Here is a 12,607-nt window from a genome sequence, read left to right as displayed (position 1 = left end):
TCAAGCGTTGCGAGGATGGACGGCGCCATGACCAGCAAAACGGCCGCAATGCTCAAATCGGACGGATGGAGCATCCTGGAGACCACGGGCTTCATGCACCTGGTCGGCCCCCTGTGGGAGCGCAAGGTCGACGGCCACTACGAATTCGCGCTCGCGACCGAAGACAAGCACCACAACCGCCGCGGCATGGTCCAGGGCGGCGTGATGATGACCTTTGCGGACCGCACCTGCGGCATGAGCGCCCGTTATGTCTCCGGCAAGGAGTATATGGCCACGGTGCAGCTCGACACCCATTTCGTCGAGGCCGGCCAGATCGGCGACATCCTGATCTCCCGCCCCCGCGTGGTGCGCTCGACCCGCAGCCTGATCTTCATGAGCACCGAGGTCACCGTCGACGGCCGCTGCGTGGTGATGGCGAACGGCGTGTTCAAGATCCTGAAGGGGCCGGCGTAGGCTGCGGTCGAGCTGCCCCCGCTCTCTCCGCGTCATTGCGAGCGCGGCGCAGCGATCCAGAGTCTCTCCGCAGATGCAGTTCTGGATTGCTTCGCTCCGCTCGCAATGACGGAACCGGGCAGCTATGCTGGCGCCACAAGAAGCAACAAGGATCCGCCCATGCAATACCGCCAACTCGGCCGCAGCGGCCTGAAGGTCTCGCCGATCTGCCTGGGCACCATGATGTTCGGCGGGCCGACGGATGAGGCGACCTCGCAGCGGATCATTGCCAAGGCGTACGAGGCCGGTATCAATTTCATCGACACGGCGGACGCCTATTCGAAGGGCGTCTCCGAGGAAGTCGTCGGCCGCGCGATCGGCAACATCAGGCATGCCTGGGTGCTCGCGACGAAACTCGCCAATCCCATGAACACTGGTACGGGGAACGATTCCAATCGCGTCGGACTCTCGCGACGGTGGGTGTTGCAGGCGGCCGACGAAAGCCTGAAGCGGCTCGGCACCGATCACATCGACATCTACTATCTGCACAAGGAAGACCATGCGACGCCGTTGGAGGAGACGGTGCGCGCGATGGGCGATCTCGTCCGATCAGGCAAGATCCGCTACTTCGGCGTCTCCAACTACCGTGCCTGGCGCGTCGCCGAGATCTGCAACATCTGCGACCGGCTCGGCATCGACCGCCCGGTGGCCAGCCAACCCTATTACAATGCGATGAACCGCATGCCCGAGGTCGAGCACTTTCCGGCCTGCGCCCATTACGGCCTCGGCATCGTGCCCTATAGCCCGCTGGCGCGCGGCGTGCTCACCGGCAAGTACAAGCCCGATGCAGCGCCGGACAAGGAGACGCGCGCCGGCCGCAATGACGTCAGGATGATGCAGACGGAATGGCGGCCGGAATCGCTTGAGCTCGCGCAGGAGATCAAGACTCACGCCGAGAAGAACGGTATCACCGCCGGCCAGTTCGCGGTCGCCTGGGTGCTCAATTCCGCTTTCGTCTCCTCGATCGTCGCCGGCCCGCGCACCGAGGAGCAGTGGGACGGCTATATCCGCGCGCTCGACTACCGCTTCACCGCGGAGGACGAGGCATTGATCGACCGGCTGGTCGTGCCGGGTCATCCCTCGACGCCGGGCTACAACGATCCCGCCTATCCGATCGAAGGACGCCGCGCGCGAACGGCGTGAGAGCGGAAGACGACAATGGCGCAAGGACCGCTACGGCCTCCCGCTCTCCACCACATCCGAACAGGCGGCGTCCGCCTCCAGCGAGCGCGTCGACCAGATGCTCTCGGGCGAGACCGGCACGGCGGAAACGCTGGAGCGCGCGCACGGCGATGCGGGCCGCACGCCATCCTTGCGCGAGACGCGCTGGCAGGCGGCGATGGCTTGAGGCAGGATGGAGACAACACGGCCGGAGGACGCCCATGACCGAGATCGTTGCGCTGGAGGCACTGGCGGCGCGGGTTACACCGGGCCGGTCGCTGGCAATTCCCGTCGACGGCTCGGGCGTGGCAATGACGGCGACCGCGGCGCTGTTGGAGGCCGGAGTCCGCGACCTCAAGCTGATCTGCGTGCCGATCTCCGGCCTGCAGGCCGATCTCCTGATCGGTGCCGGGGCCGTCGCCTCGCTGGAAACCAGCGCGGTGTCGCTGGGCGAGGCCGGCGCCGCGCCGCGCTTCACCGCCGGCATCAAGAGCCGAGCCTTCACGATGCGCGACTCCACCTGCCCCGCGATCTATGCCGGGCTGCTCGCCGCGCAGAAAGGCGTGCCGTTCATGCCGATCGCCGGCATCATCGGCAGCGATCTCCTCAACGTGCGATCCGATTGGCAGGTGATCGATAGTCCCGTCGGCGAGGCGCGCAAGGTGGTCGTGGTGCCCGCGATCTCGCCTGACGTTGCGCTGTTTCACGCACCCGAAGCCGACCGCGCCGGCAATGTCCGCATCGGCCGGCATCGCGAGCTCGCCGACCTCGCTTATGCGTCGAAGCGCACGCTGGTCACCGTGGAGCGCATCGTCGATCGCAATCTGTTGGATGGCAAGGATTCCGCTGCCGGTGTGCTGCCTTCGCTCTATGTCGACACCATCGCCGTCGCCGAACGCGGCGCCTGGCCGCTGGCGCTGTGGGACGAATATCCGGCCGACGAGGCCGAGATTGCGCGCTACGCCGCGATGGCGCGCAGCGACGACGGCTTTCGCGCCTACCTCTCGACCTTCCTGACCCATCGCAAGCAGGTCGCGTGATGTCAGCCGAGCGCGAGCGGCGCGAAATCCTGATTGTGACCATTGCCGATCTGCTCGACGGCATCCGTCATGTCGCGGTCGGCGCGTCGTCGCCGATCCCTGCGGCCGGGGCCATGCTGCTGCGCGCCCGCAACGAGCTCTGTGGCAAGCCGCCGGTGCGTATCTCGATCCTGGGATCGCGGGCGCATAATTTCTTCACCAATGGTGGCATCGAGCTGTTCGACTGTGCCGCGCAAGGCCGGGTCGACGCCTTCTTCCTCGGCGGGGGCCAGATCGACGGCGAGGGCAACATCAACCTGGTCGGCACCGGCGATTATCCCGCGAGCCACGTGCGCTGGCCCGGCTCGTTCGGCTCGGCCTATCTCTATCATCTCGTGCCGCGCGTGATCCTGTTTCGCGAGGAGCATTCGCCGCGCGTGTTCGTACCCAAGGTCGATTTCGTCAGCGCGCGTGCCATAACGCCGGAGGTGCCGCGCCGCGGCGGGCCGCATGCGCTGCTGACCAGCATGGCGCTGTTCGACTTCGATCGCGAGGCAGGCGGCTTTGCCTTGCGCTCCGTGCACCCGCCCTTCACCCCGGCCGACATCAGGGAGAACACGGGCTTCGCCTACCGGGAGCCGGACGTCGTGCGCGAGACCCCGCGGCCGGATGCCGCGACGCTGGCGCTGCTCCGCGGCCGGATTTTCGATGAGCTTGCCGAGACTTATCCGGCTTTTGCTCGGACCATGAAGCAGGCGGCATGACGCCCGCTTCGTTGCTGCCACGAAAAAAACATCGGCTTGGCGGCAAGTGCCTGCTGGCACGATTGAGGCGGGCGGTCAGGGCGAATCGCCGATGGGTGGCGCGGTGGTATTGCAGACGGGCTTGACCGGACACGTGACGGAGCAAACGGGATCGCAACCAATTTGCGATCTGATGGTTACTGGACGGAACTTCCGCCCCTCCGTGGCCCGCCGGCACATGAGCCTGACGATGCGCCTCCACCGACTGGTTCTGGCTGCATCTCTCATTGCTCTCGCAAGTCCTTGTTTGGCCGAATCTTCCACCACGGTCCCGGTGAACAATCCGCCGGCGCAACAGAATTCACTTGTCGACGTGCTGGCTCTGATGTCGGGCCACTGCAAGACGCTGAAGGTCGCCGGGCGTCCCTTTGCCTGCAAGACCGTGGCCTTCGCGCACGACGACAAGGGCCGGGTCAATTTCGCCGTCGCCGTCGACGACCCCAGCGACGAGAACCACGTCGTGTCCTTCTCCGGCCAGAACGGCAAGCGGGCCGACGACAATTCCTATGAGCTGCCGATCGACCGCATGCTGCTCAACTCCAAGCACAGGCCAAAGGTTGACGGCCTGCCGGTCCCGGCTGCGCAGACCTCCACCGGCACCTGCCGGCAAACAGGCAATTTCGCCGCCAGGAGGGTGAACGACGTCACCTGCTCTGCGATCGACAGCGAAGGCCGGACATATGAATTGCTGTTCGTCTCCGACGGCACGCCAGTGAGTGTGCGCCGGATCAGGCAGTCGTCGCCGTCGGTCCAGGATCCGTTCAAGTAGGCGACAGACGCTTCGCGTCGAGGCGCAGCTTCGGCACGCCGACGCCGCGGGCGCGGATGGGTGCCGCCAACTCTTCTCCACAGACGTCGAGAACGAAACCAATCTCATCGCGACGCAGACGGAATTCGATTGCCCGGCCTGTCCTGCGCCAATCCGCCGTCTCGCCATCATCGACATAGACAAGGCCGGAGCCGCCATGATCGGGGGGCCCGAACACGATTGCCGTCAGCCCCTTCTCGTCCTCGATCGGAACGATCGAGCCCGCGCGCGCGAAGAGCGGTAGCCGGCCCAGCGGTGCTGCGACGGTGATGGTTCGCCCGCCCTCGAACGGCGTACCGTCATGCCAGTCGTACCAGCCGCCAGGATGGGCGGGCAGATAGACCTCGCGCGTCGTCGCGCCCTCTTCCAGCACCGGAGCGACGAGGAGATCGGGACCGAGCATGAATGCGTCCTCGACGGCTGCGGCGACTGCGTCGGACGCGAAATCCCACAGCAGCGGGCGCACCGCGGGCACGTCGTCCGCCGCGGCGCGCCACATCTGGGTATAGAGATAGGGGATGAGGCTGTGACGCAAATTCATGGCCGATCGCACCTCGGGAAGCACGCTCTCATGCATCCAGGGCGTGTTGACGATGCCGCTCGTCTTCCAGGAATTCATCACCATGCGCGGCCACAGCGCGCAAAACTCGACAAAGCGGCACAGCAGTTCCGGCCCGGGTGACGGGCCATGGAAACCGCCGACGTCATGGCCGATGTTGTAGAGGCCCGACAGGCTCATGTTGAGGCCCTGGGTCAGGTTGTAGCGCAGCGTCTTCCAGGACGTTTCGTTGTCGCCGCTCCAGGTCTGGCCGTAGCGGGCGATGCCTGCGCTGCCGGCCCGCGTGATCGTGTAGGGACGCTTGTCCGGCGCCTGCGCGGCCTGGGTCTCGTAGGCAAGCTTGTGCATCAACAGCGCCTGCGCCGGACGGGCCAGCGCCTGGGGATACGGCCGGCCGTCGCCATCGCACACCGCGTCTTCGTCCCAGATTTCGAATTCATTGTTGTCGCTCCAGACGGCTGTCACGCCAAAGGCGAGCAGCGCGTCACGGATGCCGTCCGCCCACCACCGCCGTCCTTGCGGATTGGTGAAGTCGACATGGAAGCCGAGGCCGTCCCAGAACTGCGCCACCGCCGGCTCGCCGGTCTCGCCATCGACGACCAGGATGCCATTGGCCCTGGCTTCAGCGAGCCGCGGGTGATCGTCGAGCAGGCAAGGCTTGATGTTGGTGACCGGCTGCATGCCGGCGGCCTTGAGCCGCGCCATGGTCGCCGCCGGGTCGGGAAACTTGTCGCGATTCCAGTTGAAGACGTAGCGACGGTTGCCGATCGAGGTGTAGCCCGAGCCGAAGTGAAAACTGTCGCAGCGGATGCCGTGGCGCCTGCAATCCTCGATGAAGCCGGTGATCCGCGCGTCCGCGTCCGGTGCGTCCGCGATGGTCATGGTCGTCATCGCGAAGCCGAGCGTCCAACGCGGCGCGAAAGCCTGCCCGCCGGTCAGCCAGGAAAATCGGCGCGTGACCTCGGGTACCGTCGGGCCGGCGAGCACGTAATAATCGAGGTCACCGTCCTCGGCACGGTAGCTGCGGAACAGGCCGTGGTAATTGTCGAGCGTGCAGCCGAGATCGACCGAGCCGAGCGCAAGGTTGTCGTAGAAAATGCCGTGAGCACCGCGCGCGCCGTCGACGATGAAGAACGGCAGCATCTTGTAGAGCGGATCGGACAGCTCTGCGTCGAAGCCGCAGGGGTCGACGGCATCGATGGCGAAGCGCCGCCCCGTGCGATCGAGCGGACCAGCCTTGTCGCCGAGGCCATAATGGCGTTCGTCTTCATGTCGTTCCATCGCGTGCAGCAACGCACCGGTCTTGCGCGACAGGAAATAAGCCTGGGTCGGACGGTCGCGCAGGAATGGCTGATCCTCGCCGTTGCGGTTCCAGGCGATGCCGAACGGATCGAGCCGGATCTGCGCGCTGAGACCTGCGGCGGCGAGCGTGACGATGCCGCCGGCCTCCGAGACCGTCGGCGCCGGATTGGCAAAGCCTGCGAAGTCGTCGCGCGGCCGTCCCTCGAACGGCGGCTCGGAGCGATCAGGCGCGATCGCCCAGCCGCGATCGAGGCGATAGCCCTCCGGCCGGCGCAAGGTGACGCGGCCGATGTCGCGCTCGAGAAGGGTGATGCGGAGCGTGGCGAGCGGGGCAGCCGCCGGTCCGGTCGAAAGTTCGAACAGCGCGGCATTGCCGTCGAGGCCGCGGAAGCGGCCGTGGGTCAGGGCTTTCATGGGATAGGCTCCGGGTCTCTCAGGGCCGCGCGAGGGCCGCGCCCGTTGTTGCATCGAAGATGTGCAGATGGTCGGCGGCGAAGCGGATCGCGATCGCGTCGCCGCGGTGGAACTGCGACTGGCCGTCCTGGCGCAGTGTGATCTGCGGCAGGCCGGGCGCCGAGGCGTAGATGAACGTCTCGCCGCCGAGCTGCTCGACGAGATCGACGGTGGCCGCGAGCATGCCCGTGTTGGGTGCGACGTCGATATGCTCGGGACGGATGCCGAGCGTCACGCCCGCTCCGGGAACGAGGCCGGATGCCGTCCGGGGCAATTCGACTTCGCGCTCACCAACGCTCAGGCGCAGTGTGCCGTCGTCGGACGTCACCACAGCCGGCAGGAAGTTCATGCGGGGTGAACCGATGAAGCCGGCAACGAAGGCGTTCGAGGGTCGGTTGTAGAGTTCGAGCGGCGTGCCGACCTGTTCGATCCGGCCGGCGTTGAGCACCACGATGCGGTCGGCCAGCGTCATGGCTTCGACCTGATCGTGGGTGACATAGATCATCGTGCCGCCGAGCTTGGCATGCAGCGCAGCAAGTTCCTTGCGCGTGGCGACGCGCAATTCGGCGTCGAGGTTCGACAGCGGCTCGTCGAACAGGAAGATCTTCGGATCGCGCACGATGGCCCGTCCGATGGCGACGCGCTGTCGCTGGCCGCCGGAGAGCGCCTTCGGTTTGCGGTCGAGATAATCGGTGAGCCGCAGCATGGCCGCGGCACGCGCCACTCGCGCCTGGATCTCCGCAGGCTTGAGCCCCATGTTCTCGAGCGCGAAGGCCATGTTCTTGGCCACGCTCATGTGCGGATAAAGCGCATAGGACTGGAACACCATGGCGAGCCCGCGCTCGGACGCCGGCAGGTGGGTGACGCGCTCGCCGTCGATAAGGACCTCACCGCTGGTGACGTTTTCGAGGCCGGCTATGACCCGCAGCAACGTCGACTTTCCGCAGCCGGAGGGGCCGACGAAGACGACGAATTCGCCATCCTTCACCGCCAGATCAATGCCGTGCAGCACGTCGACATTGGCGAAGGATTTACGCGCGCCCGTGAGTTTCAATTCAGCCATTGGATGGTCCGATCGGTCATTTCATTCCCGTCGAGCCGATGCCCGTCGCGATGAAACGCTGGAGGAATACAAAGACGAGCGCGACGGGAATGAGCGTCACGACCGTCATCGCAAGCAAGTAGTGCCACTGGGTCTGGAGTTCGCCCTGGAAGGCATTGAGCGCGATCTGCAGGGTGTAGACCTCGGTCTTGGTGAGGACCGCCAGCGGCCACAGGAATTCGTTCCAGCGCCACATGATCGAGAAGATCGCCAGGACCGCCAGCGCCGGCAGGGTCAGCGGCATCACGATGCGCCAATAGATCTGCCACTCGGACGCCTTGTCCATACGCGCGGCCTCGATCAGATCCTTCGGCAGGGTCAGCATGTATTGCCGCAGCAGGAATACCCCCGTCGGCGTCGCCGCCCCCGGTAGGATCACCGCCCACAGCGAGTTGGTGAGGCCAAGTTCGGTCACCACCAGATAGACCGGCACCAGGATGATCGTCATCGGGATCATCAGCGTTCCGATCACCGCCAGCGTCGCCGCCTGCTTACCGGGAAATTGGTAGACGGCGAGCCCGTAGGCAGCCATGGAATTGATCAGCAGTGTGATCAGCGTCGCGACGACAGTCACGAACACCGAATTGAACAGGAAGCGCAGGAAGGCGAAGCGCTGGAGCGGCTCGCTGTAATTCTCGGTCGCAAGCGCGATGCGGCGCACCGGCTCGCGCTTATCGATCGCGACGCGGAATTGTCGCGAGGGATCGGCGGGATCGACCATCTGGGCGATGAGCCCGATGCGCCGGACCTGCGCCAGTTCACGAACCGTGCCATCGGGCAGCGCCACGCGGAACAGTGGCAGCTTCTGTGGCTGACCCGGCACCGTCACCTCGACCTGCGCGAATGGCAGCGCGGAGGGCGGAAATTCCAGCAGCGCGCTCTGGGTCTTGAACGACGACATCACCAACCAAAGCACCGGGCCGAACATCAGCACGATACCGAACGCCAGATAGACGTAGGCCGCGACGTCGGTCCAGTGCAGCGGCCGCCCTTGGCCGTTGCGACGCTGGCCAATCAGAGTTGAAAGGCGCATGGTTGCCATTTCAGACCTCTTTGCGCCGCGCGGCGGCGAATTGCAGGAGCGTCAGGACGAAAAGGACTACGCCGAGCACGACGGAGGCGGCCGCGGCGAGGCCGAAATTCTGCACCTGGCTGGAGAACGCGGTCTCATAGATGTACTGGACGACCATCAGCGTCGCGGTGCCGGGACCGCCGCCGGTCAGCACGAAGACCTCGTCGAAGGTCTGCGCGCCCTTGATCAACGCGAGCACGATCACGACGATCATGTTCGGCCACAGCAGCGGCAGCGTGATGCGCATCAGCACGCGCCAGCGCGGCGTCGCGTCCATCTCGGCCGCCTCGTAGAGGTCGGCCGGGATCGCTTGCAGGCCGGCGAGCAGGATCAGAGTGTAGAAGCCCATATGCGCCCACACCGACACGAACACCGCCCAAAACATCGCCCAGCCGGGATCGACGAAGAACAGGATCTTCTGCCCGCCAAATGTGGTGATGGCGGCGTTGAGGAGTCCGTCGCGCTGCAGAATCCATTTCCAGATCAGCGCGACGACCACGGGGGACAGCAGGACGGGGAAGAAATACACCGCCCGGAAAAAGCCACGTCCGCGGATCTTCATATTGAGGACGAGCGCCGTGACGAGCGAAAACAGCACCATCGCCGTCACCTGAAACAAGATGAACTTCACCGTATTGGCGACGCCGCGCCAGAAATGGTCCTCGCGGCAACTCGACGGATCGAGATAGGATCCGCAGTCGAACAGATAGGCGAACTGCTCAGCGCCGACATAGGGGCGCTGCGAGGGAAACAGGGCCGTGCCCCCGGTCACCGAGAAAACGACGTTGATGCCGATCGGCAGGAACACGAACAGGCCAAAGAAGACGAAGTTGGGCAGCAGGAACACATAGGCCATGCGCCGCGCGCCGATCATGCGCTGCATCGCGCGCATTGGCGGATCGAGCAGTTGCAACGCGACGCCGACAGGCAGAGCGGCAACGCCGCCAAGCCATGCGAGCGCTCCGTTTGCTAAGCCGCGCTGCGGCCGAGTGGCGGACAGAATCTCCGACATCGCAGTGATCCTCCCGTCCGATGAACCAGTTGTCTTCACTTCTTGTTGCGCTCGGCGATCTGCTGCGCGACGTCGGCGGTGATGCGCTTGTAGGCGTCCTCGAGCGTCGTCTCGCCGGAGACAGCTTGCCCGAGGCGGCTGATGGCGGCGTTCAGGATGATCCGGCTGTTGCCGTAGCCCTGGATGCGGTAGGCAAGCGGGGAAATCTGGGCCGCGCTTGCGGTGAAGACCTTCAGCGCGGCGGCAGCATCCGGGCTGGCCGTCGGATAGTCGATGCCCTTCTTCGCGAGCCCAAGGTGGCCGGGAACGAAGAGCGAGCGCGAATAGAACTCCGCAAGCACCGGTTCGCTCGCGAGATATTCCATCACCCGCGCGACTTCCTTCGGATGCTGGGTCGTCTTGAAAGCGACGAGACCGGCGCCGCCCGGCATGCTGCTACAGCCGCCGGGCCCGCAGGGATTGGGGACCGCCACCCAATCGAAGGCGTCGCCGATGGTCTTGGCGAACTGACCGATCTGCCACGATCCGGACAGATACATCACGACTTGCGCGTTCTTGAATTCGTCGTTGGCGCCGCGATAGGCGGTGCCCGAGACCGAGCCCCACAGCTCCTTCGACATCACGCCGGACTTATGCCAGTCGTAGACGAGCTGCGCCGCGCGTTTGAACCCCTCGTCGACGACTTCCGGCTCGCCGTTCGCGCCGAAGACCTGCGTGCCTTGCGACACCGCGAGCGCATAGAATCGGTGGCCCGAGCGGTCGAGCGCGAGCGGGAACGGCGCCTGGACCTTGTCCGCAACCTGCTTCACCGCCTTGGCCCAGTCCTCCCAGGTCGACTTCTCGCCCGGGATCGCGACGCCGGCTTGATCGAAAAGCGTCTTGTTGACGAACGGGCCGGTGACGGTGAGCTGGGTCATGAAGCCCGGAATTGACTTGGTATCGCCAGCCGGGCGCATCCATTCGAGGAAGGGACCGAAGTTCGCTTCCCAGTAACCGGGGTCCTTGAGGAGGGGGCGCAAATCGAGTGCAAACCGCGACAGACCGCCCATATCGACGACGCGCGCCATGTCGGGGCCTTGGCCCGAGGCCAGCTGCACCGGCAAGGTTTCGTTGACCGCCTTGTAGGGCACCTGATCCAGGACGATTTCGATGTCCTTGTTCTGGTCGTGGAATCGCTTGAGCAGGTCAGCCATCACCTCGCCCTCGTTGCCATCCGAGTACCAGGTCATTCGCAGCGTGGTGGTCTCAGCGGCGGCCGGCCCGCCGAACACAACGGCGGCAAGACAGCACAGCGCAAAAGACGTGATCACGGTCGTGGCGGCGCGCATGCTCGTATCTCCCTCTCCGCTCGGCGGCCCCGCACCGGGTCCGCGAGAAATTGCACGGGTCCGTTCTCGGCCGGATCCTCTGTGCCGACGTTTCCTTCCGCATCGGCACCCACCCAAGTCGGATGCCGTGTCCCACGAATTCACGCTTTTTCTGCTGGCGTAAAACCGCCAACAAAGATTAAGCTGACTTTGGCAAACGTTTGCCAAAGCGTCAATACCCCTATTTCTTCGTTTGCTAGTTGTGCAGGAAGGGCTCGACCACGGACGTCGGAAATGACAATGAAAAGGCGATCGGGCCAGACCCCACGGAGGCCTATGTCAGACGACGTCTCACTTGCCACAGTCGCAGTCCGGGCTGGCGTCTCGGTTTCGACCGTGTCGCGGATCGTCAATGGCGAGATGCGCCGCGCCTCGCCGGCCACCGTGGCGCGGGTGCTCGACGCGATCGACGCGGTTGGCTACCGGCCGAACCCGGTGGGACGCGCGCTCCAGCGCGGCCAAAGCCAGCTGGTGGCGATGATCGCGGCCAACCTCGACAATCCGGCGATGGCGACGATCGCAAGTTCGACCGAGGCGGCGCTGCGCGAGGCGGGCTACGTCATGGTCTTGTGCGATACGCACGACCGGCCCGAGCTTCAGGACGAGTATCTCCACGCGATGCGGGCCCAGATGGTGAGCGGCTACGTCCTCGTCGCCGCGGTGCCCAGCCCCGGCTTGAGCGAGCTTTCGGCATCGGGCGTCCCAATAGTGTTCGTGAACCGCCGTGATCCGAACGGCAACGGCCCGTTCGTCGGAATCGACGATTGCGCGGCGGGTGCTCGCGTCGCCGACTATTTCGCCGATCTCGGGCGGCGAGCCCCGGCCGTTGTTTTTCCGCGGCTGGGCTCGTCCGCATCGCGAGACCGGGTGTCAGGCTTCGTGGCCAGGCTGCGGGAGCGCGGATGGTCCGACGAGGCGATCATCCGGGCCGACGGGGAAGGGCGATCGCATCTGCAAATAGGCTACGATGCCGGCGCGCGAATTTTCCGCGGCAGCGAGACGCCGGACGCCATTCTCTGTGTGAGCGACCAAATCGCCTACGGCGTGAACCGGCGCGCCCTTGAGCACGGCCTGAAGATTCCCGGCGATTGCGATCTTGTCAGCATCGACGGCACGCCTCTCAACCAGTGGGTTGCACCCTGGCTGAAGTCGATCGAAATTCCCTACGCCGTTTACGGGGCGGAGATCGTCGCGGGCCTGCAATTGATCTGGCGAGGCGAAGCTTTTGGCGAGCGCCTGCTTCCCTGCAAGTTCGGCTGATACGCGACCGTTCGCGGCGTTCCGGGTGGGCGCATGCGTGGCGCCTGACCAACACAAGAGATCATATCGTTCTTTCAATGATATAGCGCTTCGTAATTTGGTTCTGAATGCGCCCAGCAAGCCTCGCAGCTGGGCTTGGCGCGGCCGATCTCTTCTCCCTGATAGCGACGCAGTGAGGTTGCCCGGCGAAGCCTGCT

At 65.2% G+C, this 12,607-nt stretch carries 11 protein-coding genes; 6 read left to right on the top strand and 5 right to left on the bottom strand.

Annotated elements, in window-relative coordinates; all coding sequences use genetic code 11:
• Nucleotides 1-27: 27 nt before the first annotated feature.
• The 5 genes from ACVIIW_RS12790 (at nt 28) to ACVIIW_RS12770 (ending at nt 4,244) form a co-directional block, all read left to right on the top strand.
• On the top strand, nt 28-453 hold the full coding sequence (locus tag ACVIIW_RS12790) for a PaaI family thioesterase (protein ID WP_456701074.1): 426 nt from the start codon (nt 28-30) through the stop codon (nt 451-453).
• Between the two features lie 159 nt (nt 454-612).
• Nucleotides 613-1,635, top strand: coding sequence for an aldo/keto reductase (locus tag ACVIIW_RS12785; protein WP_456701073.1), 1,023 nt, complete (start codon nt 613-615; stop codon nt 1,633-1,635).
• 239 nt (nt 1,636-1,874) lie between these two features.
• Nucleotides 1,875-2,693: a CoA transferase subunit A gene (locus tag ACVIIW_RS12780; protein WP_456701072.1), complete on the top strand. Its 819-nt coding sequence runs from the start codon at nt 1,875-1,877 to the stop codon at nt 2,691-2,693.
• A complete protein-coding gene (locus tag ACVIIW_RS12775) occupies nt 2,693-3,436 on the top strand; it encodes a CoA-transferase (protein ID WP_456701071.1) in 744 nt (247 codons plus the stop codon). Before ACVIIW_RS12780 ends, ACVIIW_RS12775 begins: the two co-directional genes overlap by 1 nt.
• A 229-nt stretch (nt 3,437-3,665) precedes the next feature.
• Nucleotides 3,666-4,244 (top strand): hypothetical protein, encoded by a 579-nt coding sequence (locus ACVIIW_RS12770; RefSeq protein ID WP_456701070.1) that lies wholly within the window; start codon nt 3,666-3,668, stop codon nt 4,242-4,244.
• Here the strand turns inward: ACVIIW_RS12770 and ACVIIW_RS12765 are convergent.
• The 5 genes from ACVIIW_RS12765 to ACVIIW_RS12745 are packed head-to-tail and all read right to left on the bottom strand — an operon-like array spanning nt 4,237 to nt 11,111.
• Nucleotides 4,237-6,558, bottom strand: a complete 2,322-nt coding sequence (locus ACVIIW_RS12765; protein ID WP_456701069.1) for a TIM-barrel domain-containing protein — start codon at nt 6,556-6,558, stop codon at nt 4,237-4,239. The two genes, ACVIIW_RS12770 and ACVIIW_RS12765, sit on opposite strands and share 8 nt — an antisense overlap.
• A gap of 19 nt (nt 6,559-6,577) precedes the next feature.
• A complete protein-coding gene (locus ACVIIW_RS12760) occupies nt 6,578-7,660 on the bottom strand; it encodes an ABC transporter ATP-binding protein (RefSeq protein WP_456701068.1) in 1,083 nt (360 codons plus the stop codon).
• 16 nt (nt 7,661-7,676) lie between these two features.
• A complete protein-coding gene (locus ACVIIW_RS12755) occupies nt 7,677-8,732 on the bottom strand; it encodes a carbohydrate ABC transporter permease (protein WP_456705142.1) in 1,056 nt (351 codons plus the stop codon).
• A gap of 10 nt (nt 8,733-8,742) precedes the next feature.
• Nucleotides 8,743-9,783, bottom strand: coding sequence for a carbohydrate ABC transporter permease (locus ACVIIW_RS12750; RefSeq protein WP_456701067.1), 1,041 nt, complete (start codon nt 9,781-9,783; stop codon nt 8,743-8,745).
• Between the two features lie 35 nt (nt 9,784-9,818).
• A complete protein-coding gene (locus ACVIIW_RS12745; protein ID WP_456701066.1) occupies nt 9,819-11,111 on the bottom strand; it encodes an ABC transporter substrate-binding protein in 1,293 nt (430 codons plus the stop codon).
• Between the two features lie 375 nt (nt 11,112-11,486).
• Between ACVIIW_RS12745 and ACVIIW_RS12740 the strand changes: the two genes are divergently transcribed.
• On the top strand, nt 11,487-12,410 hold the full coding sequence (locus ACVIIW_RS12740; protein WP_456701065.1) for a LacI family DNA-binding transcriptional regulator: 924 nt from the start codon (nt 11,487-11,489) through the stop codon (nt 12,408-12,410).
• The last annotated feature ends 197 nt before the right edge of the window (nt 12,411-12,607 follow it).

The sequence above is a fragment of the Bradyrhizobium sp. USDA 4449 genome (assembly GCF_054056275.1).
Note: the sequence above shows the minus strand (reverse complement) of the source record. Positions and strands in the feature narration are given on the sequence as shown.

What these genes read in the sequence shown, in the direction of transcription:
- ACVIIW_RS12790 (WP_456701074.1), top strand. Translation starts at nt 28, where the DNA reads ATGACCAGCAAAACGGCCGCAATGCTCAAATCGGACGGATGGAGCATC.
- ACVIIW_RS12785 (WP_456701073.1), top strand. Translation starts at nt 613, where the DNA reads ATGCAATACCGCCAACTCGGCCGCAGCGGCCTGAAGGTCTCGCCGATC.
- ACVIIW_RS12780 (WP_456701072.1), top strand. Translation starts at nt 1,875, where the DNA reads ATGACCGAGATCGTTGCGCTGGAGGCACTGGCGGCGCGGGTTACACCG.
- ACVIIW_RS12775 (WP_456701071.1), top strand. Translation starts at nt 2,693, where the DNA reads ATGTCAGCCGAGCGCGAGCGGCGCGAAATCCTGATTGTGACCATTGCC.
- ACVIIW_RS12770 (WP_456701070.1), top strand. Translation starts at nt 3,666, where the DNA reads ATGCGCCTCCACCGACTGGTTCTGGCTGCATCTCTCATTGCTCTCGCA.
- ACVIIW_RS12765 (WP_456701069.1), bottom strand. Translation starts at nt 6,558, where the DNA reads ATGAAAGCCCTGACCCACGGCCGCTTCCGCGGCCTCGACGGCAATGCC.
- ACVIIW_RS12760 (WP_456701068.1), bottom strand. Translation starts at nt 7,660, where the DNA reads ATGGCTGAATTGAAACTCACGGGCGCGCGTAAATCCTTCGCCAATGTC.
- ACVIIW_RS12755 (WP_456705142.1), bottom strand. Translation starts at nt 8,732, where the DNA reads ATGCGCCTTTCAACTCTGATTGGCCAGCGTCGCAACGGCCAAGGGCGG.
- ACVIIW_RS12750 (WP_456701067.1), bottom strand. Translation starts at nt 9,783, where the DNA reads ATGTCGGAGATTCTGTCCGCCACTCGGCCGCAGCGCGGCTTAGCAAAC.
- ACVIIW_RS12745 (WP_456701066.1), bottom strand. Translation starts at nt 11,111, where the DNA reads ATGCGCGCCGCCACGACCGTGATCACGTCTTTTGCGCTGTGCTGTCTT.